This is a genomic window from Rhodococcus kronopolitis, assembly GCF_042654025.1.
Taxonomy (GTDB): domain Bacteria; phylum Actinomycetota; class Actinomycetes; order Mycobacteriales; family Mycobacteriaceae; genus Rhodococcus_G; species Rhodococcus_G kronopolitis.
The window spans coordinates 436266-459432 of the sequence record NZ_JBHSFO010000001.1 but is presented as its reverse complement, the minus strand read 5'-3'; the positions used below and the strand labels follow the sequence as shown (position 1 = coordinate 459432).

General features: G+C 71.6%; 23 protein-coding genes. 14 read left to right on the top strand and 9 right to left on the bottom strand.

Annotated features, from left to right (window positions below):
- Nucleotides 1-26 precede the first annotated feature (26 nt).
- On the bottom strand, nt 27-608 hold the full coding sequence (locus ACFO6S_RS02085; RefSeq protein WP_378413636.1) for an acid phosphatase: 582 nt from the start codon (nt 606-608) through the stop codon (nt 27-29).
- A gap of 73 nt (nt 609-681) precedes the next feature.
- On the opposite strand from ACFO6S_RS02085, the gene ACFO6S_RS02080 reads away from it, so the two are divergent.
- Entirely contained in the window at nt 682-1476 is a 795-nt protein-coding gene (locus ACFO6S_RS02080) for a ParA family protein (protein ID WP_378413634.1), read from the top strand.
- Between the two features lie 22 nt (nt 1477-1498).
- Here ACFO6S_RS02080 and ACFO6S_RS02075 read toward each other — a convergent pair whose 3' ends face one another.
- Nucleotides 1499-2716 carry an Rv3212 family protein gene (locus tag ACFO6S_RS02075; protein WP_378413632.1) on the bottom strand — a complete coding sequence of 406 codons (1218 nt, stop codon included), beginning with the start codon at nt 2714-2716 and terminating at the stop codon, nt 1499-1501.
- Nucleotides 2717-2727: 11 nt separating this feature from the next.
- Nucleotides 2728-4326: a DEAD/DEAH box helicase gene (locus ACFO6S_RS02070; protein WP_378413630.1), complete on the bottom strand. Its 1599-nt coding sequence runs from the start codon at nt 4324-4326 to the stop codon at nt 2728-2730.
- Nucleotides 4327-4646: 320 nt separating this feature from the next.
- Here ACFO6S_RS02070 and ACFO6S_RS02065 point away from each other — a divergent pair, with 320 nt between their 5' ends.
- Together ACFO6S_RS02065 and ACFO6S_RS02060 are read left to right on the top strand one after the other, a co-directional pair.
- Nucleotides 4647-5327 (top strand): ferritin-like fold-containing protein, encoded by a 681-nt coding sequence (locus ACFO6S_RS02065; protein ID WP_378413629.1) that lies wholly within the window; start codon nt 4647-4649, stop codon nt 5325-5327.
- Between the two features lie 117 nt (nt 5328-5444).
- Nucleotides 5445-5678 (top strand): DUF3107 domain-containing protein, encoded by a 234-nt coding sequence (locus tag ACFO6S_RS02060; RefSeq protein WP_378413627.1) that lies wholly within the window; start codon nt 5445-5447, stop codon nt 5676-5678.
- Nucleotides 5679-5782: 104 nt separating this feature from the next.
- Here the strand turns inward: ACFO6S_RS02060 and ACFO6S_RS02055 are convergent, their stop codons facing one another.
- On the bottom strand, nt 5783-6442 hold the full coding sequence (locus ACFO6S_RS02055) for a TetR/AcrR family transcriptional regulator (protein ID WP_378413625.1): 660 nt from the start codon (nt 6440-6442) through the stop codon (nt 5783-5785).
- Between the two features lie 48 nt (nt 6443-6490).
- On the opposite strand from ACFO6S_RS02055, the gene ACFO6S_RS02050 reads away from it, so the two are divergent.
- Together ACFO6S_RS02050 and ACFO6S_RS02045 are read left to right on the top strand one after the other, a co-directional pair.
- On the top strand, nt 6491-6706 hold the full coding sequence (locus ACFO6S_RS02050; RefSeq protein WP_378413623.1) for a hypothetical protein: 216 nt from the start codon (nt 6491-6493) through the stop codon (nt 6704-6706).
- Between the two features lie 12 nt (nt 6707-6718).
- A complete protein-coding gene (locus tag ACFO6S_RS02045; RefSeq protein ID WP_378413621.1) occupies nt 6719-7789 on the top strand; it encodes a DUF3152 domain-containing protein in 1071 nt (356 codons plus the stop codon).
- 40 nt (nt 7790-7829) lie between these two features.
- Here the strand turns inward: ACFO6S_RS02045 and ACFO6S_RS02040 are convergent, their stop codons facing one another.
- The gene (locus ACFO6S_RS02040) at nt 7830-8267 is read right to left on the bottom strand and encodes an acyl-CoA thioesterase (protein WP_378413620.1); all 438 of its coding nucleotides are present in this window, start codon (nt 8265-8267) and stop codon (nt 7830-7832) included.
- Between the two features lie 161 nt (nt 8268-8428).
- On the opposite strand from ACFO6S_RS02040, the gene moeZ reads away from it, so the two are divergent.
- Together moeZ and ACFO6S_RS02030 are read left to right on the top strand one after the other, a co-directional pair.
- Entirely contained in the window at nt 8429-9622 is a 1194-nt protein-coding gene (gene moeZ, locus ACFO6S_RS02035) for an adenylyltransferase/sulfurtransferase MoeZ (protein ID WP_378413618.1), read from the top strand.
- A gap of 77 nt (nt 9623-9699) precedes the next feature.
- Nucleotides 9700-10548 (top strand): TIGR02569 family protein, encoded by an 849-nt coding sequence (locus ACFO6S_RS02030; protein ID WP_378413616.1) that lies wholly within the window; start codon nt 9700-9702, stop codon nt 10546-10548.
- On the opposite strand, the gene ACFO6S_RS02025 is transcribed toward ACFO6S_RS02030, so the two are convergent.
- Entirely contained in the window at nt 10545-10892 is a 348-nt protein-coding gene (locus ACFO6S_RS02025) for a winged helix-turn-helix transcriptional regulator (RefSeq protein ID WP_378413615.1), read from the bottom strand. The genes ACFO6S_RS02030 and ACFO6S_RS02025 overlap by 4 nt on opposite strands.
- A gap of 75 nt (nt 10893-10967) precedes the next feature.
- On the opposite strand from ACFO6S_RS02025, the gene ACFO6S_RS02020 reads away from it, so the two are divergent.
- Nucleotides 10968-11594 (top strand): malonic semialdehyde reductase, encoded by a 627-nt coding sequence (locus tag ACFO6S_RS02020; RefSeq protein WP_378413614.1) that lies wholly within the window; start codon nt 10968-10970, stop codon nt 11592-11594.
- Nucleotides 11595-11680: 86 nt separating this feature from the next.
- On the opposite strand, the gene ACFO6S_RS02015 is transcribed toward ACFO6S_RS02020, so the two are convergent.
- Both ACFO6S_RS02015 and ACFO6S_RS02010 read right to left on the bottom strand, forming a co-directional pair.
- Nucleotides 11681-12703: a pirin family protein gene (locus ACFO6S_RS02015; RefSeq protein WP_378413612.1), complete on the bottom strand. Its 1023-nt coding sequence runs from the start codon at nt 12701-12703 to the stop codon at nt 11681-11683.
- Nucleotides 12704-12710: 7 nt separating this feature from the next.
- On the bottom strand, nt 12711-13454 hold the full coding sequence (locus ACFO6S_RS02010; protein ID WP_378413610.1) for a FadR/GntR family transcriptional regulator: 744 nt from the start codon (nt 13452-13454) through the stop codon (nt 12711-12713).
- Nucleotides 13455-13581: 127 nt separating this feature from the next.
- Between ACFO6S_RS02010 and ACFO6S_RS02005 the strand changes: the two genes are divergently transcribed.
- The 6 genes from ACFO6S_RS02005 to ACFO6S_RS01980 all read left to right on the top strand — a co-directional run bounded on the left by ACFO6S_RS02005 (nt 13582) and on the right by ACFO6S_RS01980 (nt 21441).
- Nucleotides 13582-14838 (top strand): MFS transporter, encoded by a 1257-nt coding sequence (locus ACFO6S_RS02005; protein WP_378413608.1) that lies wholly within the window; start codon nt 13582-13584, stop codon nt 14836-14838.
- Nucleotides 14839-14981: 143 nt separating this feature from the next.
- A complete protein-coding gene (locus ACFO6S_RS02000; protein ID WP_378413607.1) occupies nt 14982-16403 on the top strand; it encodes an MFS transporter in 1422 nt (473 codons plus the stop codon).
- Between the two features lie 79 nt (nt 16404-16482).
- The gene (gene nirB, locus ACFO6S_RS01995) at nt 16483-18993 is read left to right on the top strand and encodes a nitrite reductase large subunit NirB (protein WP_378413605.1); all 2511 of its coding nucleotides are present in this window, start codon (nt 16483-16485) and stop codon (nt 18991-18993) included.
- A gap of 62 nt (nt 18994-19055) precedes the next feature.
- Entirely contained in the window at nt 19056-19493 is a 438-nt protein-coding gene (gene nirD / locus ACFO6S_RS01990) for a nitrite reductase small subunit NirD (protein ID WP_378413603.1), read from the top strand.
- Nucleotides 19490-20728, top strand: coding sequence for a uroporphyrinogen-III synthase (locus tag ACFO6S_RS01985; RefSeq protein ID WP_378413602.1), 1239 nt, complete (start codon nt 19490-19492; stop codon nt 20726-20728). The genes nirD and ACFO6S_RS01985 overlap by 4 nt, the downstream gene beginning before the upstream one ends.
- Nucleotides 20725-21441 (top strand): sirohydrochlorin chelatase, encoded by a 717-nt coding sequence (locus ACFO6S_RS01980; protein ID WP_378413600.1) that lies wholly within the window; start codon nt 20725-20727, stop codon nt 21439-21441. The genes ACFO6S_RS01985 and ACFO6S_RS01980 overlap by 4 nt, the downstream gene beginning before the upstream one ends.
- On the opposite strand, the gene ACFO6S_RS01975 is transcribed toward ACFO6S_RS01980, so the two are convergent.
- On the bottom strand, nt 21383-23137 hold the full coding sequence (locus ACFO6S_RS01975; RefSeq protein ID WP_378413598.1) for an NTP transferase domain-containing protein: 1755 nt from the start codon (nt 23135-23137) through the stop codon (nt 21383-21385). The two genes, ACFO6S_RS01980 and ACFO6S_RS01975, sit on opposite strands and share 59 nt — an antisense overlap.
- Nucleotides 23138-23167: the final 30 nt, after the last annotated feature.

Here is a 23167-nt window from a genome sequence, read left to right as displayed (position 1 = left end):
CCTGCTTTCTGTCGGGGTCGGTGGGCTCAGGTCAGGTTGTGCGAGACGACCTGCTGCACGTCGTGCTCGAAGCCGAGCACGGACACCGCGCCGGCGGACATGCCGAAGCGGGCGCCGGCCGAGACCGGCAGTCCCGCCCAGCGGGCCAGCAGGACGCGGGAGAAGTGGCCGTGCCCGACCAGCACCACGTCCCGGTCGTCGAGCCGCGAGAGCGCGACCGCCAGCACGGTGTCCGCGCGCAGGGCGGCCTCGTCGAACGTCTCGCCGCCCGGGCAGGGGTGGGTCCACACGGTCCAGCGTGGGACCTCGACGCGGATCTGCGGCGTGGTCAGCCCCTCGTAGGTCCCGTAGTCCCACTCGACCAGCGCGTCCCACACCTCGGCGGCCAGCCCGGCCAGTTCCGCGGTCCGCAGGGCCCGCTGCCGGGTGCTGGCCAGCACCAGCGGGTCACGCAGGCCCAGCGCCGCGACCCGGTCGCCCGCGAGCCGGGCCTGGGCCTCGCCCTCGGCGGTCAGCGGGACGTCGGTGCGGCCGGTGTGGCGGCCGGTCCGGGACCACTCGGTCTCGCCGTGTCGGAGCAGGACGATACGAGGGTCCGAGGTGGTCATGGGCTCGATGATGCCAGCCTCGAAAGGGGGTTCACCGCACGGCCCGGCGCGAAGTACGCAAAGATCTACAGCCGTGACAACTGTGCTCGCTGTGGCGAATCAAAAGGGTGGCGTCGCCAAGACCACCACGGTGGCATCGCTGGGGGCCGCGCTGGCCGCGCTGGGCCGCAAGGTGCTGGTGGTCGATCTCGATCCGCAGGGCTGCCTGACCTTCTCGCTGGGCCACAACCCGGACCGGCTGGAGTCCTCGGTGCACGAGGTGCTCACCGGCGAGGTGGCGATGCGGGAGGTGATCCTGCCGACGGCCGAGGGGCTCTCGCTGGTGCCTGCCACCATCGACCTGGCCGGCGCGGAGGCGGTCCTGCTGATGCGCCCGGGTCGCGAGTTCGCGCTCAAGCGCGCCCTGGCGTCCCTGGGCGGTGACTTCGACACGGTGCTGATCGACTGCCCGCCCTCGCTCGGCGTGCTCACCCTCAACGGGCTCACCGCGGCCGACGCCGTCCTGGTGCCGATGCAGTGCGAGACCCTGGCCCACCGCGGTGTCGGCCAGCTGCTGCGCACGGTCCGGGAGGTCAAGGAGATCACCAACCCGGGCCTGGAACTGCTCGGCGCGCTGCCGACGCTGTACGACGCACGCACCACCCACAGCCGGGACGTGCTCTCCGACGTCGCGGACCGGTACGACATGCCGGTGCTGGCACCTGCGATCCCGCGGACGGTGCGTTTCGCCGAGGCGACGGCATCCGGTGCGACCGTGCTGGCGGGCCGAAAGTCCAAGGGCGCGCAGGCCTATCGCGAACTGGCCGCGAACCTGGCGGCCCACTGGGACACCGGCGCCGCGCTCACGACGTTCAACGCCGCGGACTAGTCCCGCCCGGCGCGCCGGCGCGTCAGTGCAGCGCGACCAGCTCGTCGCCGCGCTGCTCGAGCACCATGGTGCCGAGCACGGACGGGACGACCGGTGCCCCCGCGTCCGGCGCCGCGATGTCGCGGTGCACCGGAATCAGCCGGGTCTGCGCGCCGCTGGTCTGGTCGAGCACGGCCACCCCGTCGGCCACCGGGACGAGTATCTCGCCTGCCATCACGGTGCCCGGGCCGAGGGCGCCGTCGAAGGACCACGCGGGTGTGAAATCTGTTGTCCGCAAAGCGGTCACGCGCGATCCCGTCCACCACAGGAACAGCGAACCGGCCTTGGTCGCGGTGGCGGCGGGGGAGACGTCGCCGCTGACGGGGTACTGGTCCTCGAGCACGCCGCTGCCGTCGTACACGCCGATCCGGGCCTGGCCGCCGGGTGCGGGCGGCAGGTACAGCGCGGTGCGGTCGCCGGACACGGCGATCACCCGGACGCCGTCGCCGGCGTCGGGGAGCACGGTGGTGCCGTACTCCTCGGGTTCGGTGTTGTCCTTGGGCGCCGGGTTCTGCACGCTCAGCCGGTCCGCGGGCTCGTCGGAGCACCGTTCGACCACGGCGAGCCGGCTGCTGCTCGAGCCGGAGGACCGGAGCGCGCAGTCGGTGCGCGGCTGCGCCTTCGGGTTCACCGGTGCGTCGACCCGGCCGTACTCGAGGGTGCGGACCAGGTCCGAGCGCCACAGCTCCATCCGGGTCGACCCGCGGGAGGTCGCGTAGGTGCCGTCCTCGGACAGCTCGACCACGTCGTCGGCGTCGCTGTTGCGCTGCGCCTGACGGGATCCGGTGGAGCCGTCGAGTTGGGTGACCTGGCCGCAGCCCGACCGGTCCCGGTACACCGCGACGGCGGTGTTCCAGGCGCCGATCGCGCCGCACAGCGGCATGTCCCGCCGGTAGTGCCAGATCTCGTCGCCGGTCACGGGATCGTGCCCGGTGACAGTGCCCTCGTCGGCGGTGACGACCGCCCCGCCCACCGTGATCGGGGCGGTGGTCGCACCGCTGCCGGCGCGCCACGCCTCGGACAGCGACTCCGGGACGGACAGGGCCGACTCCGCGGGGGTGGCCGGCGTCGTCGCGGTGACCGAGGTGGTGCCTCGGGCATCGCTGCGTAGCCAGATCACCCCCGCGGTGAGCAGCACCACGAGGGCGATCGCGACGGCGGCCAGCAGGTCGACGCGGGAGCGCCGCTCGGGTGCGAGCATCTCGAGGTCGGTTACTCCGAGGCGGCGACGGCGGTGGTGGTGGCCGCGGCCGGCTTGCGACGACGGCGACGGCGACGCGCGGGGGCGGTGCCGTCGCCCGAGGGCGCGGTGGTGTCCGTGGCCGGAGCCTCGGAAACCGCTGCGGCAGCATTGGTCTCGTCGGTGCTGCGGCCGCCGCGGGTGCGCTTGCGGGGATGCGCGCGGCGCGGGCGCTCGGACTTCTCGCCTGCCTCGACGGTCTCGCTGGTCTCGGCCGCTTCGGTGTCCGGGGCCACCACGCGCTCGGCCTTCGGGCGCCGGACGGTGCCCTTCGCGCCGGTCGGGATGTCCAGGTCCGAGTACAGGTGCTCGGAGCTCGAGTAGGTCTCGACCGGGTCCGGCATGCCGAGACCGAGGGCCTTGTCGATCAGCTGCCAGCGGGGGATGTCGTCCCAGTCGACGAGCGTGATGGCGATGCCGGTGCGGCCCGCGCGACCGGTCCGGCCGATGCGGTGCACGTAGGTCTTCTCGTCCTCGGGACACTGGTAGTTGATCACGTGGGTGACGTCGTCGATGTCGATGCCGCGGGCGGCGACATCGGTGGCGACCAGCACGTCGACCTTGCCGGTGCGGAAGCCCTTGAGGGCCTTCTCGCGCGCGACCTGGCCGAGGTCGCCGTGCACCGCGCCCACCGAGAAGCCCCGCTCGGCGAGGTCGTCGGCGACCTTCTGCGCGGTCCGCTTGGTGCGGGTGAAGATCATCGTCGCGCCGCGGCCCTCGGCCTGCAGCACCCGGGCGACCATCTCGGCCTTGTCCAGGGCGTGTGCCCGGTAGACGTGCTGGGTGGTGCGGTCGTGCACGGCGGAGGACTCGGGCTCCTCGGCGCGGATGTGCGTCGGCTGCGTCAGGAAGGTGCGCGCGAGGGTGATGATCGGTCCCGGCATGGTGGCCGAGAACAGCATGGTCTGGCGCTTGTCGGGGACCATCCCGAGGATGCGCTCGATGTCCGGCAGGAAGCCGAGGTCGAGCATCTCGTCGGCCTCGTCGAGGACCAGGACGCCGACCTTGCCCAGGATCAGGTGACCCTGCTTGGCCAGGTCGAGCAGTCGGCCCGGGGTGCCGACGACGACGTCGACGCCCTTCTGCAGCGCGGCGATCTGCGTCTCGTACGGGCGTCCGCCGTAGATGGAGAGCACCTCGAGCTTGCGATTGCCTGCCTTGAGGTACTTGCTGGCGTCGGCCAGGTCCTCGGTGACCTGGATGCACAGCTCGCGGGTCGGCACGATGATCAGCGCACGCGGGGTGCCGTCGAGCTCGGCGGTCTTGTCCCCGGTGGCGACGCGGTGCAGCAGCGGCACGCCGAAGCCGAAGGTCTTGCCCATGCCGGTGCGGGCCTGGCCGATCAGGTCGTCGCCGGCCAGCGCGAGCGGCAGCGTCAGTTCCTGGATGGCGAAGGTGCGGTCGATGCCGACCTCGGCGAGGGCCTTGACGATCTCGTCCCGCACGCCGAGTTCGGCGAAGGTCGGGGCGACGTGCGTCTCGTCGAGCTGGGCGGACAACGTCGTTTCGGTCGCGTCGTCTTCGTGGTCGATAGTGATCTTGCTCAGGGGTCTGGCCTTCCTCGTTGGCACGCGCGCACGAGCTGGGGGCCAGGCCGGGTGTCGGCCATGTCGGTGCCCTCGTCCGTGAGTCGCGCTTCCTGCTTGCCAGCGGGGAGGTCGCTTCGGACCTCGGCGCGGCGCGGGAAGGGACCTCGAGATCAGGTGCGCGCACATTATCTGCGGGCTGCCGGAGAAGAATCGTCGGCCCGGATGCGGGCGACGGGCGACTGCCCGCGTCAATGGTAACTTGCGCCACTGCCGGAGCGGGTGCATCCATGGCGAACGTCACCCGCGCGTCGGGCGGCCGAGCGACGGAGTCGGCGCCCGACGCGTACGTCTACGCTGAGCGCATGGGAGCAAATTCCTCGGAATCGTTGACGCCAACCATCGCCGCCGATCACCCGGGAGTGGGCGAACTGTTCGCCGTTCTCGCGTACGGCGAGATCTCCGCCTTCTACCGCCTGGCGGAGGACGCGCGGATGTCCCCGACCCTGCGGGGCCGGGTCGCGCTCGCGCGGATGGCCGGCGCCGAGATGCGCCACTTCGAGACGCTCGAGGCGACCCTGACCGCCCGCGGTCAGGAGATCTACGCGGCGATGGCGCCGTTCGTCGCCGCGCTCGACGACTTCCACGCCGCGACGCACCCGTCGACCTGGCTCGAGGCCCTGGTCAAGGCGTATGTCGGCGACGGGATCGCCGCCGACTTCTACCTCGAGATCGCGGACTCCCTGGACCCCTCGGTGGCGGACGTGGTGCGCGAGGTGCTGGCCGAGACCGGGCACTCGGAGTTCGTGGTGCGCGAGGTGAGCGAGGCGGTCGCGTCGAGCAAGCAGGACAAGGACCGGCTGATGCTGTGGGGCCGGCGCCTGCTGGGCGAGGCGATCACCCAGGCGCAGTACGTGATGGCGCAGCGCGAGGAACTGACCGAACTGGTGATCACGGCCAGCGGCGACCTCAACGGCATCGCGGCACTGTTCGACCGGATGCAGGAACGCCACGCGGAACGGATGGCCGTCCTCGGACTGGCCTGAGCACGCCGGTCGCCGCGGCGCTGTTCGCTATCGGCACAGCCGCGTCGCGGTGTCGGGTCCGGTCGCTGCACTAACGTGGGCAGCGGTAGTGACGGCACGAGATTTCGGAGGTTGGCCGTGGAGGTCAAGATCGGCGTTTCTGACAGCCAGCGTGAGCTCAACGTGAACAGCGCCCAGTCCTCGGAAGAGGTCGAGGCGCTGGTGGCCGCCGCGTTCGGCGGCGACTCTCCCGGCGTACTCGCGCTCACCGACGACAAGGGACGCAAGTTCCTGATCCAGGCCAGCAAGGTGGCGTACGTGGAGATCGGCCCGTCCGACATCCGCAAGGTCGGGTTCGGCCCGACCGCCTAGCCGCACGGGCAGGAACAGTTCCGGACACGAGGACGGGGCGCGGATGAATCCGCGCCCCGTCCTCGTGTCGCTGTGGGGAGGTGCTGTCTCCGGAGTGCAGCGTCTCAGGAGTGCAGGGGCACGTGGGACAGTCCGCCCCAGGCGAGCACGACGGTGGTGTCCACCGCCTCCTCCTTGGGGATCGGACGGTTGGCCTGCAGCCAGTAGCGCGCGGTGAACTGGCTGGTCCCGACCAGGCCGACGGCCAGGATCCGGGCCCGGTACGGGTCGAGCCCGGAGTCGTGGCTGACCAGGTCGAACACGGCATCGACGCAGGCCTCGGTGGCCTGGTCGACGCTCGCCAGCACCCGCGGGTCGCCCATCAGGTCCGACTCGAACACCAGGCGGTAGCCCTGGCTGTCGTTGTCGACGAAGTCGAAGAAGGCCTGCACCGCCGCGCGCACGCGCTGCCGGTTGTCGGTGGTCGAGCGCAGCGCCTGGCGGACGCCGGAGATCAGGCTGTCGACGTAGCTCTGCAGCACCGCGAGGTAGAGCTCGAGCTTGCCGGGGAAGTGCTGGTAGAGGACCGGCTTGCTGACACCGGCGCACTCGGCGATTTCGTCCATGCCGGCCGCGTGGTAGCCGCGGGCCACGAAGATCTCGCTGGCGGCCTGCAGCAACTGGAGGCGCCGGGCGTCCCGGGGTAGCCGGGTGCTGCGCTTGGGACCGTTGACCGCGGGTGTCGCGGAACGATCCGACGGCGTCCGATCGGCAAGTTCTGTCATCGTGATTCCTATCCTGCTTTGTCACCGTCGCGCGGGTCTCGTGCCGTGGTGAGCATCTCCCTGCACAACGTGCACAAAGTTACCGAAGAATACCCGGAGGTCATCCGGGACAACCGCACAATTGCGCAGGCCGTACCGCCGAGTATTCCAGGTGTGCCGCCCGATGGCCGAAGGCCAGTGCCGGGCGCCGGTCGGGAGACCGCGATCACCACGCCGGAGCGCGCCGGGTTCGGCGTGCCGACCGGTGCTCACGGCGGTCTGTGAGATTCTGGTTCGGTGACTGATCGAGGTGGGCCGCGGCTGCGGGGCGATGCCCCGCCGGGCCCAGACGTCGGTGGCTCGGCAGACGACGACGGCTACCGGGTGCGGTACCGCGACGGCCGGGCCGACTCGCACCAGCCGCTGCGGGCGCAGTGGGACCCCACCAGCCGGGACGTCGGACGGCCGCGGACCCCACGCCCCGAGCGGCTGGCGCGCAAGCAGAGCAGGCTCGGCAAGTTCGTCGCGGTCTACGGCTGGCGGGCCTACGCCATCCCGATCCTGCTGGTGGTGACCGTCCTGGTGCTGGTCGACGCGGTACGCGGCGGAGTCGGCGACGAGCAGGCGGCAACCGGCGACCCGGGGTTCGGCGCGCGCAGCACCAGCACCGAGGGCACCGACGTGATCGGGGTGCCGCCGAAGGCCGACGGCAACTTCGCGGCGTCGATCCCGTCCGGTTCGCTGCCCGAGGGTGGACCGTTCACGGTGACCGGGGCGGGCACCTGGCACGTGGTGCCGGGCACCCGGGACCAGGTCGGCCACGGCGCCGAGGAGGTCTTCACCTACACGGTCGAGGTCGAGGACGGTGTCGACACCGCCGGATTCGGTGGCGACGAGTCCTTCGGCCGGATGGTCGACGAGACCCTGTCCAATCCCAAGGGCTGGACCCACGACCAGCGGTTCGCCTTCCGTCGCATCGACGGCGGGGAACCCGACTTCCGGATCTCGCTGACCTCGCAGATGTCGATCCGGGAGGCCTGCGGGTACGGCATCCAGCTCGAGGTGTCCTGCTACAACCCGGGCATCAACCGGGTGGTGCTCAACGAGCCGCGCTGGGTGCGTGGCGCCGTGGGCTTCCAGGGTGACATCGGCTCGTACCGGCAGTACCAGATCAACCACGAGGTCGGGCACGCCATCGGCTACCAGCAGCACCAGCCCTGCGAGACCGACGGCGGGCTGGCACCGGTGATGATGCAGCAGACCTTCGGCACCACCAACGACGACATCGCGAAGCTGGACCCGGAGGGCGTCGTCCCGATGGACGGCAAGACCTGCCGCTTCAACCCCTGGCCGTTCCCGCGGGTCTGACCGCGCGCGGTCGGGCGGGGGTGACGGCCGGCCGGGTCGATCAGGCCTCGCGCACCCACGGTGCGAGCTGCGCGCGTTCGTCGGCGGACAGCCGGCGCAGGCTCTTGGTGATCGGGTCGCCGAGCGCGAGCTGGGTGGTGGCCGAGACGGCGGGCCGTTCGTCGGCCGCGGTGCCGGCCGCCCGGACCTCGTAGCGGATGGTCACGTCCACGGTGCGTACCCGCTCGAGCCACATCGTCACCGACAGCGGGCTGTCGTGGTGGGTGAGCGGGGTGCGGTACCGCACGTCGAGGTGCGCGACCACGGATTGCTGGAGCATCGTGGCCAGGTCCGGGGCGACGCTGCGAAGCCAGTCGATCCGGGACTCCTCGAGCACCGTCACCATGCGGGCGTGGTTGATGTGCTGGAAGACGTCCATGTCGGACCACCGGACCGGGACCTCGGCCGTGTAGCTGGGCAGGGTGGGTGCGGCGGTCATGTGGCTCCTCGCGGATCGGGTGTGTGCCGCTAGACCGTATAGCCGCGTCCCCGGGTGCCTGTGTACGGGGGGACGGGGGGATGGGTGGCATCGTGTGTGGTGTTGCACCTGCATGAGTGCACACGGTCCCATGTGCCCGCACAGTCACGGAGGAGTCGTACGTGTCGTCCACCCAGTCCAGAGCGCCGCTGCCGCCGCTGGTCGAACCGGCCGCCGAGCTCAGCCGCGAGGAGGTCGCGCGGTACAGCCGGCACCTGATCATCCCCGACGTCGGGATGCTCGGGCAGAAGCGGCTCAAGAATGCGCGGGTGCTGTTCATCGGCGCGGGCGGGCTCGGGTCGCCGGGGCTGCTGTACCTGGCCGCGGCCGGCGTCGGCACGATCGGCATCGTGGAGTTCGACGAGGTCGACGAGTCCAACCTGCAGCGCCAGGTCATCCACGGGCAGTCCGATCTGGGCCGGCCCAAGGCCGAGAGTGCCCGCGACTCCATCCACGAGATCAACCCGCACGTGCTGGTCCGGTTGCACCGGTTCCGGCTCGAACCCGACAACGCGGTCGCGTTGTTCTCCCAGTACGACCTGATCCTCGACGGCACCGACAACTTCGCCACCCGCTACCTGGTCAACGACGCGGCGGTGCTGGCAGGCAAGCCGTACGTCTGGGGGTCGATCTACCGGTTCGAGGGTCAGGTGTCGGTGTTCTGGGAGGCCGCCCCCGACGGCCGCGGGCTGAACTACCGGGACCTGTACCCGGAGGCGCCGCCGCCGGGCATGGTGCCGTCGTGCGCGGAGGGCGGGGTGCTCGGCGTGCTCTGCGCCTCCATCGGGTCGATCATGGCGACCGAGGCGGTGAAGTTGATCACCGGAATCGGGGACACGCTGCTCGGGCGGCTGATGCTCTACAACGCCCTCGAGATGACCTACCGCACCGTCGGGCTGCGCCGCGACCCGGGACGGGCGCCGATCACCGGACTCATCGACTACGAGGCGTTCTGCGGCGTGGTCTCCGACGACGCGGTGGCCGCGGCCGCCGGGTCGACGATCACGGCGCCGGAGCTGGCGGCGATGCTCGAGTCCGGACGCGAGCTCGCGCTGGTCGACGTGCGTGAGCCGGTCGAATGGGACATCGTGCACTTGCCGGGCGCGAGGCTGGTCCCCAAGGACCGGATCCTGGCGGGGGAGGCGCTGGCCGAGCTGCCGCAGGACCGCCCGATCGTGTTGTACTGCAAGACCGGTATCCGCTCCGCGGAGGCCCTGGCGGCGCTGAAGAAGGCGGGCTTCGCGGACGCGACGCATCTGCAGGGCGGGGTGATGGCCTGGGCGGCCCAGGTGGACGGTTCGCTGCCGGTGTACTGACGCCCACACCGTCTCGGACGAGAGGTAAGGGCGCGTCCTTACCGTCTGTTGCCACCGACACCGGTAGCGTTGAGTGCGTGAGCTCCGTCGAACCTCCCGCGCACGTCCGGTCCACGTTCGGGCTTCGAGAAGTGGACCCGCTCCCGCTCGGCGGCGACTGGGACGGCGGCTGGCGGTGCGACGACGTGGTGCTCTCACCGGTCGCCGACCATGCCCGGGCGGCGTGGTCCGCGAAGGTGCGCGAGACCCTGACGGCAGACGGCGTCCGAATCGCCCGGCCGGTGCGGGCAACCGACGGCCGATACGTGGTGTCGGGTTGGCGCGCGGACACATTCATCTCCGGCTCGCCGGAGCCGCGGCACGACGAGGTGGTCTCGTTGTCGATGCGACTGCACGCGGCCACCACCACGCTGGAGCGACCGAGGTTCCTGGTGCAGCCGCCGGTGGCGCCGTGGGAGGACGTGGACGTCTTCGTCGCGGCGGACCGGGCGGCCTGGGAACAGGTGCCGCTGCGCGGGGTCAAGGGACAGTTCGAGCCGGCCTCGGCGGACGGGCGCACCAGCATCGAGTTGATCAGTCAGCTTGCGACCCTGCGGAAGCCGGTGCGCAGCCCCGACCAGTTGGTGCACGGCGACCTGTTCGGGACGGTGCTGTTCGCCGGCGCGGCGGCACCGGGGATCACCGACATCACCCCCTACTGGCGGCCGTCGGCGTGGGCCGCCGGCGTCGTGGTGGTCGACGCCCTGTCCTGGGGCGGGGCCGACGAGGAACTGATCGGCCGCTGGGAGGACCTACCGGAGTGGCCGCAGATGCTGTTGCGCGCCTTGATGTTCCGACTGGCGGTCCATGCGCTGCATCCGCGGTCGACATCGGAGGCGTTCCCCGGACTGGTGCGCACCTGCGACCTGATCCGGCTGATCCTCTAGTTCGAGGCGGGCAGGTTCTCCGCCGCCCAGGTGGTGAGTGCGCTGAGCGCGGGCAGCAGTGCGTGCCCGGCGGGCGTGAGCCGGTAGTCCACCGCCACCGGTGGTCCCGGGTCGACCGTGCGCTGAACGAGACCGGCGTCGGCGAGCTCGGTCAGGCGCTCGGAGAGCATCGAGTCGCTGATCCCCGTCACCGCCCGCTTGAGTTCGGCGAACCCGGCGGGGCCGTTGATCAGGGTTCCCAGCAGCACACCGTTCCAGCGCTTGCCGAGGAAGGTGAACGCCCGCGCCAGGGCCGCGTCGCAGACCCGGGGCTCGTGTGGTGTCGCTGCCGCCTTGCTCGCCATGCCGCCATCCTAGTCGAGTGCTAACGTCTGTATAGCAACTAGTTTTTCCATAGCGACCACGGAGAAAGAAGCATCATGTCCGAGCTGATCGACGACCTCACCCCGTACGCCACCGCGCCGCTCGCCGAGGCAGGCCGGGAACTGCTCTTCACGCAGGCGCGCACCGCCAGCACCTTCTCCGCCGAACCGGTCACGGACGCGGAGCTCGCCGGCATCTGGGAACTGGCCAAGTGGGCCCCCACCGCCGCCAACACCCAGCCGCTGCGGGTGGTGTTCGTGCGCACCGAGGAGGGCAAGGCCCGGCTGGTCCCGCACCTGGCCGAGGGCAACCGCGCCAAGGCGCAGTCCGCGCCGGTGGTCGCCGTGCTGGCGATGGACACCGAGTTTCACGAGTACGTCCCCGAGCTGCTGCCGTTCCGTCCGGAGCTCAAGGACGTCTACGCCGCGGACGACGGCGCCCGGATCGCGACGGCCGAGTTCAACACGGCCCTGCAGTCCGGCTACTTCGTCCTGGCCGTGCGTGCCCAGGGCCTGGCCGCGGGCCCGATGGGCGGATTCGACCACGCCGGCGTCGACGCCGAGTTCTTCGAGGGCGGTCGGTTCAAGTCGGTTCTGGTCGTCAACATCGGCCATCCGGGCGTCGACCCCTGGTTCGACCGGTTGCCGCGGCTGGCCGACGAGCAGGTCCTGACCTGGGCGTAGTCCCGGGTCGGGTCTGCGTCACCAGCGCGACGGCCCCCGCACCTGATCCGGTGCGGGGGCCGTCGCGTGCTCTCCGGGCGCCGCCGTCAGGGGGTGTCGAGGCGACCGTCGGGGTGCCGGGCGAACCGTCCGGCGTCGGCGGGGTGGACGGGATCGTCCGACGGCCAGGGCCACCCGCCGAACAGGGTTCGGCGGTAGTCGTCGAAGGCCGCCTGCAGTCCGGCGGCGTCGTTCATCACGAAGGGGCCGTGCTGGGCCACCGGTTCGCCGATCGGCCGACCCTGCAGGAGCAGGATCTTGATGCCGCCGTCGCCCGCGGTGAGGGTGACCGGCGCGGAGGCGTTGACCAGGACGCCCGTTCCGCTGTCGACGTGGGTCTCGCCGATCCGTACCGAGGAGCCCTCGTACAGGTACAGCACCCGGTTGGTGTCGGCTCCGGACGCCGCGGGCAGCTCGAACTGCGCGCCTGCGGCGAGGTCGAGGTGCCAGATCGCCAGGTCCGCGTCGGCGTTGGACGCCCACGACTCGGGCGGGGGCGGGAGCGGGGTGACGCCGTCGAGATGCCCGGCGATCACCGTCACCTCGGCGACCCGGCCTGCGTCGTCGGTCCGGGTGTGGCGCGGGGTGTTCTCGTTCCAGAACATCGAGAAGTGCGGGTCGGCGGTCTTCGACGCGGCAGGCAGGTTCAACCAGATCTGGAACAGCTCGAACGGATTCGGGCGGTTCCGGTGCAGGAGCGGGAACATCTCCGAGTGTGAGACGCCTCGACCGGTGGTCAGCCACTGGGTGTCGCCGTCGCCGTAGCGCGCGGTCGCGCCCAGGGAGTCGGCGTGGTCGACGGTGCCCTGGCGGACGTAGGTGACCGTCTCGAAGCCGCGGTGCGGGTGCTGGGGGAACCCGGGGACGGTCTGCCCGTGGTACATGTTCCAGCCGGAGGGGCTGCCGAAGTCCTGGCCGAGCGGGCGATCGGAGATGGAGGCGTCGGGGCCGAGGTCGGCGTTGCCCTCCGGGTAGGTGTCGAGGTGGTAGGCGACGAACAGGAATGGGTCCACGGCTTGCCACGGCGTGCCGAGGCGGAACCGCTGCAGGACGGGGTCGCTGGTACTCATAAAACTTTCAACTAAATGCGGAGTGGGTTGATTCCCGGCGGGCGCCTGCGCCGCGGGGCGTCGGGGCCGGCCGGCGCAGCGTGATCAGTTCGGTCAGGAACCGCCGTGCGGCGGTCGCCGCCCGCTCGGGCTCGCCGTCGATCACGGCCTGGACCAGTTCGTCGTGCTCGCGCTCGAAGGAGTTCGTGTTGTCGACCGGGTGGTCGGTGACGGTCTGCTCGATGGTGGGGAGCAGCGAGTCGTAGAACTCGAGGTACACCTCGTTGTGGCTGGCCGCCACGATCGCCCGGTGCAGCGCGACGTCGGCGGCGACGGCGGCCCGGCGTTCGGTCGGGGTCATCGGATCCGTGTTGCGCCACATGATGTTTCGCTGCTCCAGCAGCGCCTGGAGGTTCTCGACGTCGGCGTCGTCACGGCGGCGGGCGGCGAGCGCGGCGGCGGTGACGTCGAGGGCCTGGCGCAGCTCGAGCACGTCCCGCTCGTGGGCCGACGCGAAGTACTTCGCCAGCGTGCCGCCGAGGTCGCTGGTGCCGATCACATAGGTGCCCGAGCCCTGCCGACGTTCGAGCATCCCCGCGTGCACCAGTGCCTGGACGGCCTCGCGGACCGTGTTGCGCCCGGTCCCGGTCAGCTCGGTCAGTTCCGGCTCGGTCGGGATCCGCGCCCCGACGGGCCAGGTGCCCGCCACGATCTCGCGGCGTAGCTGGTCGGTGACCTGGGCGATGAGGCTGGTTCGTCGAACGGGTTGCACGGTCCCTCTCCGATCGGGCGCGGTGACGTAGGGCATATCGGCCGCAGTGTATATCGCTTGCCCGGTGTCGTAGGGTCATCCTACGATTTCTCCCGGCATCGGGGAACGTGGACGAGCGAGGTGTGTGATGACGGTGACGACAGTGCAGCGGGGCGGGACCATTCCCAGACGGGGCCTGGTCGCCGGGCGGTTGACGGTCCTGGTCGCCGTCGTGCTCGCCGCGCTCACCCTGCGCACCGCGGTCACCTCGCTGACCCCGCTGCTCGACCAGATCAGCGCGGAGATCGGCTTCGGCTCCACCGTGATCGGCGTGTTCGGCATGCTGCCCACCGCGCTGTTCGCGCTCGCCGGCCTGCTCACCCCCCGGCTGGCGCTGCGATTCGGCCTGGAACGGGTGGCGCTGGCCTCGGTGCTGATGACCGGCGTGGGCATCGCGACCCGGTCACTCGTCTCCGACACCGGATCGCTGCTCGCGCTCTCCGCGCTGGCGCTCGGCGGCATGGGCATCGGCAACGTGGTGATCCCGCCGCTGGTCAAGCGGTATTTCTCCGACCGGGTCGCGATGATGAGCGCGATCTACATCACCTGTGTGCAGGTCGGCACCGTGCTGCCGGCGCTGGTCGCGGTGCCGCTCGCGGAGGCGCAGGGCTGGCGGGTCTCGCTCGGGGTGTGGTCACTGCTCGCGTTCGCGGCCGTCGTCCCCTGGGTGTCCGTCGTGGTCAGTCACCGGGGCAACGACGGCGTCGGCACCGGTGCGGAGCACGTCGGCCCGCCTGCCGAGCCGCGTGGGCAGGTGTGGCGCTCGCCGGTGGCCTGGGGAATGGCGGGCATGTTCGGCATGACCTCGCTGATCACCTACTCCCTGTTCACCTGGGTGCCGAAGATCCTCGCCGACGCCGGTGCCAGCGCCGGGTTCGGCGGCACCATGGTCGGGCTGTTCGCCGCGGTCGGCTTCATCGCCGCCCTCGGCGCGCCCGCGCTGTGCGCGCGGATCCCCAACCCGTACCCGGTGGTGCTGGCCTGCGCGGTGTTCTACCTGATCGGCTTCTCGGGTCTGCTGTTCGCGCCGATGGCGGCGCCGGTGCTGTGGATCCTGCTGGTCGGCCTCGGCCCGAGCACCTTCCCGATGTCGTTGACCCTGATCAACCTGCGTACCCGGACCGGCGCCGGGTCCGCCGCGCTGTCCGGCTTCACCCAGGGTCTCGGCTACGCGGTGGCCTGCCTGGGGCCGCTGCTGTTCGGGGTGTTGCGCGACGTCAGCGGCGGGTGGACGTGGCCGTTCGCGATGTTGCTCGCCGCCGTCGCGGTGATCCTGGTGGCGGGGTACGTGGCGTGCAAGCCGCGGTACCTGGAGGACTCCTGGGGTCGGCCGCAGGCGGACTGACCGGGCTGCTCACCCACGCGAACGTCGCTCACTGACCACCCGCGCGCCGGGTGAGCGCAAGTTCACCGATGGGTCACTCGTGGCAGCGCCCGGGCAACATCGCGCTCGTAGTGTCGGGACTCCGATGCCATCGAGGAGGCCCAGTGACTGCCGAGAACCTGCTCACCCGTAGCCATTACATCCCCAACTGGGATGCCGAGGATGTCGAGGCGTGGGAGTCCGGCGGTTCGCGGATCGCTCGTCGAAACCTGATCTGGTCCGTGGTCGCCGAGCATGTCGGCTTCTCCGTCTGGTCGATCTGGTCGGTGATGGTGCTGTTCATGCCCACCGACGTCTACGGCATCGACGCCGCGGGCAAGTTCTTCCTGGTCGCGGTCCCGACGCTGGTCGGCGCGTTGATCCGGATCCCGTACACCGTCGCGACGGCCCGGTTCGGCGGCCGCAACTGGACGGTGTTCAGCGCACTGGTGTTGCTGGTCCCGCTGCTCGCCACCCTCTACCTGATGCTCAACCCGGGCCACTCCTACACCACCTTCATGCTGGTGGCGGCGCTCGCGGGCGTCGGTGGCGGCAACTTCGCGTCCTCGATGACCAACATCAACGCCTTCTACCCGCAGCGGCTGAAGGGCTGGGCGCTGGGGCTCAACGCGGGCGGCGGAAACATCGGCGTCCCGGTGATCCAGCTGATCGGCCTGCTCGTCATCGCGACCGTCGGCAACACCGCCCCGTGGATCGTGTGCGCCGTCTACCTGGTGCTCTGCGGTGTCGCGGCCGTCGGCGCCGCGCTGTACATGGACAACCTCGGCGGCCAGACCGCGGACCTGCGTGCCATGGGCCGGGCCCTGAAGTTCCGGGACTCGTGGATCATCTCGTTCCTCTACATCGGTACCTTCGGCTCGTTCATCGGGTTCGCCTTCGCGTTCGGCCAGGTGCTGCAGATCAACTTCCTCGCCGGCGGGGACACCGCGCCGCAGGCGGCCCTGCACGCCGCCCAGATCGCCTTCATCGGCCCGCTGCTCGGCTCGATCGCCCGGCCCCTCGGCGGCGCGCTCGCCGACCGCATCGGCGGCGGCAAGATCACCCTGTACACCTTCGGCGCGATGGCGATGGCGGCCACGGTGCTGGTCGTCGCGGGCACCGTCGACGACGCCACCGCAGGCGCGGCCGGCGGTCCGGTGCTGCTCGCGCTGGTGCTCGGGTTCATCGCGCTGTTCCTGCTCTCCGGGCTGGGCAACGGCTCGGTGTACAAGATGATCCCCTCGATCTTCGAGGCCAAGGCGCAGTCGCTGACCGGTCTGGACCAGGCCGGCCGGGCCGCGTGGTCGCGCACCATGTCCGGCGCGCTGATCGGCTTCGCCGGTGCCATCGGCGGGCTCGGCGGAGTCGGCATCAACCTGGTGCTCCGGGCGTCGTACAACAGCCCGGCCAAGTCCGCGACCATGGCGTTCTGGGTCTTCCTCGGCTTCTACGCGGTCTGCATGGTGGTCACCTGGGCCGTGTTCCTGCGTCGGCCGAGCCGGGCCACGGACGCCGCCGCCGACGACCGCGCCTCGGTCTCGGCCTGAGCGGACCGGCGTGACCAGCGCGGACCCGGCGGGCACCGGGCACACAGCACAGCATTTCGATCGATCAGGAGGGCGCGGCATGAACAACAAGTCGGTAGTGGTGATCGGGCACGGCATGGTGGGGCACCGGTTCGTGGAGGCGCTGCGCGCACGGGACCGGGAGACCGCGCAGTGGCGGGTCACGGTCCTGTGCGAGGAGGCCCTGCCCGCCTACGACCGGGTGGGGCTCTCGTCCTACGTCGGGTCCTGGGACGCTAAGGAACTCGCGCTCGCCGGCAACGACTACCCGGGTGACGAGCTCGTCGACCTGCGGGTCGGCGAGGGCGCGGCGTCGATCGACAAGGCCGCGCGCACCGTCACCACCACGACCGGCGAGGTACTGGCCTACGACGCGCTGGTGATGGCCACCGGCTCCTACGCCTTCGTCCCGCCCGTGCCCGGTCACGACTCGGACGGCTGCTTCGTCTACCGCACCCTCGACGACCTCGACGGCATCCGGGCCCGCGCCGAGCGCGCCGGCCAGGGCGCGGTCGGCGTGGTGGTCGGCGGCGGGCTGCTGGGGCTCGAGGCCGCCAATGCGCTCAAGCTGATGGGGATGACCCCGCACGTGGTCGAGTACAACCCGCGACTGATGCCGGCCCAGGTCGACGAGGGTGGCGGCGTGGTGCTCGAGCGCCTGGTCACCGCGCTCGGCCTGGTGGTGCACACCGCGGTGTCGACCTCCTCGATCACCGAAGGGCCCGAAGGGATCTCGGTCGAGCTGTCCGACGGCACCGTGCTGGACGCGGCCGTGCTGGTGTTCTCCGCCGGGGTCCGTCCGCGCGACCAGCTGGCCCGCGACGCCGGACTCGACGTCGCCGAACGCGGCGGCATCCTCACCGACCTCGGCTGCCGCACCTCCGACCCGGACGTGTACGCGATCGGCGAGTGCGCCGCCGTCGAGGGACGCTGCTACGGGCTGGTGGCACCGGGCTACACCACCGCCGAGATCGTCGCCGACCGGATGCTCGGCGGCGCAGCGGAGTTCCCGGGCGCGGACCTCTCGACCAAGCTGAAGCTGATGGGCGTCGACGTCGCCAGCTTCGGTGACGCGCACGGGCAGACGCCCGGCGCCCTCGAGGTCGTGCTCAGCGACGCCGCGAAGGGGACCTACGCCAAGCTGGTGCTCTCCGACGACGCCAAGACGCTGCTCGGCGGCATCCTCGTCGGTGACGCGTCCGCATACTCGTCGCTGCGGCCGCTGGTCGGCCGCGAGCTGCCCGGCGACCCGGCCTCGTTGATCTCCCCGGCCGGCGAGAAGCCCGGCGCCGGTTCGCTTCCCGACGACGCCGAGGTCTGCTCGTGCAACGGCGTCACCAAGGGCGCGATCTGCGGCGCGATCGCCGACGGCGCCTGCGACATCGCCGCGGTGAAGGCCTGCACCAACGCCGGCACCACCTGCGGCGGCTGCCTGCCGACGGTCAAGGCGCTGCTGGCGTCGTCCGGCGTGGTGATGAGCAAGGCGCTGTGCGAGCACTTCGCGCAGTCCCGTGCGGAGCTGTTCGAGATCGTCCAGGCCACCGGCACCCGCACCTTCTCCGCGCTGATCGCCAAGTACGGCAAGGGCTCCGGCTGCGACATCTGCAAGCCGGTGGTGGCGTCGATCCTCGCCTCGACCGACTCGGACCACATCCTGCACCGCAGCCAGGCCTCGTTGCAGGACACCAACGACCACTTCCTGGCGAACATCCAGAAGAACGGCACCTACTCGGTGGTCCCGCGGATGCCCGGCGGCGAGTGCACCCCCGAGCAGTTGATCGTGATCGGCGAGGTGGCCCGCGACTTCGGGCTCTACACCAAGGTCACCGGCGGGCAGCGGATCGACCTGTTCGGTGCCCGCGTCGAGCAGCTGCCCGCGATCTGGAAGCGACTGGTCGACGCCGGCATGGAGTCCGGCCAGGCCTACGGCAAGTCGCTGCGCACCGTGAAGAGCTGCGTCGGGTCCACCTGGTGCCGGTACGGAGTGCAGGACTCGGTGGGGATGGCGGTGAACCTGGAGAACCGCTATCGCGGCCTGCGTTCGCCGCACAAGCTGAAGTTCGGGGTGTCGGGCTGCGCCCGTGAGTGCGCGGAGGCGCGGGGCAAGGACGTCGGCATCATCGCCACCGAGAACGGGTGGAACCTCTACGTCGGCGGCAACGGCGGCCAGTCGCCCAAGCACGCCCAGCTGCTGGCAGGCGGCCTCGACGACGAGACCCTGGTCCGCTACATCGACCGGTACCTGATGTTCTACATCCGCACCGCCGACCGTCTCCAGCGCACCGCGCCGTGGGTCGAGGCCCTCGACGGCGGTCTCGACCACCTCAAGGAGGTGGTGTGCGAGGACAGCCTCGGCATCGCCGCGGAACTGGAGGCGGCGATGGCCAAGCACGTCGACGGCTACCGGGACGAATGGGCCGGGGTGCTCGAGGACCCGGAGAAGCTCTCGCGCTTCGTCTCCTTCGTCAACGCACCCGAGGAGGCGGACCCGACGGTCGCGTTCGACGAGTCCGGCGTACGCAAGGTTCCGGTGCTGATCGGGATGCCCGCGATCCTTACTGCCAGGGAATGACAACTTAACGCCTCGGAAACACCCGAACCGTAGAAATAAGACCGGTACAAGGGAGGACCGTCATGACTGAGATCGACATCAAGACCCACACCGTGACCGGCCCCGGGCGCGACAGCGTGCGCGACGGGCGGCTCGAGTGGACCTCGGCCTGCCCGCTCAGCCAGCTGATCCCGGGGCTCGGGGTGGCCGTGCTGCTGCGAGGGGGCGAGCAGGTGGCGTTGTTCCTGCTGGAGGACGGCACGCTCCACGCCGTGGGCAACATCGATCCCTACGGCCGGGCGGCGGTCATGTCGCGCGGGCTGGTCGGTGACCGGGCAGGCGAGCCGATCGTGGTTTCGCCGCTGCTCAAGCAGGCGTTCTCGCTGGCGGACGGGCGTTGCCTGGACGAGCCCTCGGTGCGGCTGCCCGTCTACGACGTGCGGGTCTGGGCAGGCGTGGTGCAGGTGCACAGCTCGTTGCAGGCCGGCGGCGACCTGGTGTCCACGGCCGGTGCCGCGTGAGTGTCGTCCCGAACACCGGCGACCCGCTGCGCGGGTTCACGGTCGGGGTGACCGCCGCCCGACGCCACGAGGAGTTCAGCACGCTGCTGACCCGGCGTGGCGCGACGGTCGTGCACGCCCCCGCGATCCGGATCATTCCGCTCGTCGACGACGCGGAACTCGAGCGCGTCACCGAGGACCTGATCTCCTCCCCGCCGGAGATCGCGATCGCCACCACCGGCATCGGGTTCCGCGGCTGGATGGCGGCGGCCGAGGGCTGGGGGCTCTCGGACGACCTGCGCGTCGCGCTGGCCTCGGCGCGGCTGCTCGCCCGCGGACCGAAGGCGACGGGCGCGATCCGTGCCGCGGGCCTGCGGGAGGAATGGTCGCCGGCGTCGGAGTCCTCGGCAGAGGTCATCGACCACCTGCTGGAGGCCGGCGTCGAGGGCCGGCGGATCGCCGTGCAGATGCACGGCGCGGCCACCGAGTGGGAGCCGCTGCCGGACCTGTGCGAGGTGCTCCGGGTGGCCGGCGCGCAGGTCGTGCCGGTGCCGGTGTACCGGTGGACCCCGCCGGAGGACCAGTCCGCGATGGACCGGCTGATCGAACTGACGGCGACCGGCGGACTCGACGCGGTGAGCTTCACCAGCGCGCCGGCGGTGGCGTCGATGTTGATGCGGGCCAAGGAGATCGGCCTGATCAACTCGGTGCTGCAGGCGTTCAACGGGCAGGTGCTCGCGGTCTGCGTCGGACCGGTGACGGCGGCGCCGCTCGAGGCGCTCGGCGTGCCCACCTCGACGCCGGGCCGGGCCCGACTCGGGTCCTTGGCCCGGCACATCGCCGAGGAACTGCCGCGGCGTGCGGTGACGCTGCGGGCCGCCGGGCACACCCTGGTGGTGCACGGCCGGTGCGTGGTGGTCGACGGTGAGGTCCGCCCGTTGCCGCCCGCCGGGATGGCCCTGATCCGCGCGCTGACCCGGATCCCCGGGCGGGTGGTGACCCGCGAGGAACTGCTGTCCGTGCTGCCCGGCGGCGGCGAGGACACGCACGCGGTCGAGACCGCGGTCGCACGGCTGCGGGCCGGTATCGGCGCCCCGACGGTGGTGCAGACGATCGTCAAGCGCGGCTACCGGCTGGCGCTCGATCCCGTCGACTGCGGTGACGGGGACGGGATCGACTTCGCCGGAGTCGGAGTCGGAGTCGGTGTGGGCGTCGGCGTCGGTGTCGGTGCCGCCGGGGACGCGACGCTCGGATGACCGCGCCGGCCCTGGTCCTGGTGGCGCACGGCACCCGCAGCGCCCGCGGCGTCGAACAGGTTGCCGCGCTCGCCGAGGCGGTGTCCGCTCAGGTGGGCACCACTCGGGTCGCGTTCGTCGACGTGCTCGGGCCGTCGCCGTCGGAGGTGCTGCGCGAACTCGACGGCCCGGCGGTGGTGGTGCCGGCCTTCCTGGCCTCCGGCTATCACGTGCACACCGACGTGCCGCGCGAGGTCGCGGACTCCGGTCACCCGGACGTGCGGGTCACCGCGGCACTGGGCCCGGACCGGGTGCTCGCCGCGGTGCTGCTCCAGCGGCTCGTCGAGACCGGTTGGCGACCGGGCGACGCGGTGGTGCTCGCCGCCGCCGGTTCCTCGGATCCCCGGGCGCTCTCCGACGTGCGCCGCTCGGCCGCGCTGCTGGCCGAGCTCGTCGGCGGACCGGTGCGGATCGGGTACGTCGCGACGGCGCAGCCACGAGTGCCCGAGGTGGTGGGTCGGTTGCGCGGCGAGGGACACCGCCGGATCTTCGTGGCCTCGTACTTGTTGGCGCACGGCCTCTTTCACAACCGGCTTGGCGACGCCGGGGCCGACGGTGTGACCGAGCCGCTCGGCGTGCACCCGGACCTGGTGCAGCTGCTGGTCTCGCGCTACCTCACTGCGGCAGGAGCAGCAGCTCCGCAAGCCCTCCGTCAGGCGTTGCGGGTTCGATGACCGCGAGTGCGTCGGCCCCGATCAGGCCGGCGAGATGCGCGGTACGCAGCGTGGTGGCGGCCTGCCACCGACCGTCCGCAAGTCGGGTGACCGGCACGATTCGCGGTACGTCCGAGGCGATCTCGGCGGCGTTGGCGATCACGCCGGTGACCGGCAGCGGCCGCGGAGCGCCGGTGAGCGCCGCAACCACCGTCGGCGCGACGAGCAGCAGCGTCGCGACTGCGGCGTAGGGGTTGCCGGGCAGCCCGAGGAGCACCCGGCCGTCGGGCAGCACCGCGACGACCTGCGAGCCGCCGGGCCGGCAGCCGACCCGGCCGACCAGCAGTCGTGCGCCCCGCCGGTCCAGCGCCTGACGCAGGTGGTCCGCGGCGCCGCCGCCGGTCGCGCCCACGATCACCACCAGGTTCTCGGCGGGTTCGGTTCCGGTAGGCGGGGCCAGCAGGTCGTCGAAGCCGCCTGCGGTGTCGCGCAGGTGCGCCTCGGTGGCGGTGTGCGCCCCGCACCAGGACAGGAACTGCGGCATCAGTGGACCGAGGGAGTCCCGCGTCTGCCCGGGCCGCAGCGGTCCGTCGCGCCGAATCTCGTCTCCGGTCACCACGATTCGGGCCCGGACCGGACCGCGGACCGCGAGCCGGCCGACCTCGGCGCTGAGGGCGACCGAGGCCAGTGCCGGGGTGATCACGGCGCCGGCCGGGGCCAGTACGGTCCCGGACTGCCAGTCCTCGCCGCGGCGGCGGACGTCGTCCCGGGTCGGGGTGTCGGGGCGCCTGCTCACCGTGGTGCCGTCGACGGTGGCGTGCTCGTCCCGGACCACCGTGTCCGCGCCGGTCGGCAGGTGCGCGCCGGTGGCGATCCGCACCGCGTGCCCGGGTGTGAGTTCGAGTTCGTCGGTCGAGCCCGCGTAGCGGACCTCCGGGTCGAGCTGCCAAGGCCCGGAACCGGATACGGCGTAGCCGTCCATCGCCGAGACATCCATCCGGGGCAGCGGCGCGGCCGCGACGAGGGGGTGTGCCAGCACGCTGCCGAGGGACCCGACGGGGGAGTGGGCAACCGTCGGCAGGGCGACGATCCCGTGGTGGGCGGCCGCGCGCGCGGCCTCGATGCTCATCGAGGGGGTGTCCCGGGACCGGGCCTGTGCCAGGTCGGCCTCGGTGTCGCAGTCCGAGATGTCCGACATCGGTACCGTCGCATGGTTGGTCGGGACCAGGGTCTTCATCGCCTGGTTGGCGAGGCCGTCCGCGGCGAGCGCGGCCAGTCGTGCGGTCAGGGCCCCGGTGCGCCACAGCCCCAGCAGGAACTGCACCCGTCCGCCCTCGTCCACGGCAAACGCCGCGTCCGCGGCCGGGTCGGCCGCCAACGCGGCGGCGAGGGCGCCGACGGCCGCGGGCGTCAGGAACGGCAGGTCCGCGGCCAGCACCGCGACCAGCTCGGTGGGGCCGAGCTCGGGCAGTCCCGCGGCGAGTGCGGCGACCGGGCCGGACCCGCGCGGCGACTCCTGGGTCTGGCGGACGGTGGCGGGAAGGTCGCGATCCGGGCCGACCACCACCACGGTCGCGGCGCCCGAGACCGCGTCGAGGGCCGTGTCGAGCAGGGTCCGGCCCGCGACTTCGAGTGCGGGCTTGTCGACGCCACCCATCCGACTGCCGGAGCCTCCCGCGAGGACGATTGCGCCAAAGTTCTGCGGGCCGTGGGTCATCGGTACATGTTCGCACGCCCCGTGCGAGTT

Excerpts from the sequence above, each read along its gene's own strand:
- ACFO6S_RS02020 (WP_378413614.1), top strand. The coding sequence starts at position 10,968 with ATGTCCGAGCTGATCGACGACCTCACCCCGTACGCCACCGCGCCGCTC.
- ACFO6S_RS02055 (WP_378413625.1), bottom strand. The coding sequence starts at position 6,442 with ATGACAGAACTTGCCGATCGGACGCCGTCGGATCGTTCCGCGACACCC.
- nirD (WP_378413603.1), top strand. The coding sequence starts at position 19,056 with ATGACTGAGATCGACATCAAGACCCACACCGTGACCGGCCCCGGGCGC.
- ACFO6S_RS02065 (WP_378413629.1), top strand. The coding sequence starts at position 4,647 with ATGGGAGCAAATTCCTCGGAATCGTTGACGCCAACCATCGCCGCCGAT.
- nirB (WP_378413605.1), top strand. The coding sequence starts at position 16,483 with ATGAACAACAAGTCGGTAGTGGTGATCGGGCACGGCATGGTGGGGCAC.
- ACFO6S_RS02040 (WP_378413620.1), bottom strand. The coding sequence starts at position 8,267 with ATGACCGCCGCACCCACCCTGCCCAGCTACACGGCCGAGGTCCCGGTC.
- ACFO6S_RS02025 (WP_378413615.1), bottom strand. The coding sequence starts at position 10,892 with ATGGCGAGCAAGGCGGCAGCGACACCACACGAGCCCCGGGTCTGCGAC.
- ACFO6S_RS01975 (WP_378413598.1), bottom strand. The coding sequence starts at position 23,137 with ATGACCCACGGCCCGCAGAACTTTGGCGCAATCGTCCTCGCGGGAGGC.
- ACFO6S_RS02075 (WP_378413632.1), bottom strand. The coding sequence starts at position 2,716 with ATGCTCGCACCCGAGCGGCGCTCCCGCGTCGACCTGCTGGCCGCCGTC.
- ACFO6S_RS02015 (WP_378413612.1), bottom strand. The coding sequence starts at position 12,703 with ATGAGTACCAGCGACCCCGTCCTGCAGCGGTTCCGCCTCGGCACGCCG.
- ACFO6S_RS02085 (WP_378413636.1), bottom strand. The coding sequence starts at position 608 with ATGACCACCTCGGACCCTCGTATCGTCCTGCTCCGACACGGCGAGACC.
- ACFO6S_RS01980 (WP_378413600.1), top strand. The coding sequence starts at position 20,725 with ATGACCGCGCCGGCCCTGGTCCTGGTGGCGCACGGCACCCGCAGCGCC.
- ACFO6S_RS02005 (WP_378413608.1), top strand. The coding sequence starts at position 13,582 with ATGACGGTGACGACAGTGCAGCGGGGCGGGACCATTCCCAGACGGGGC.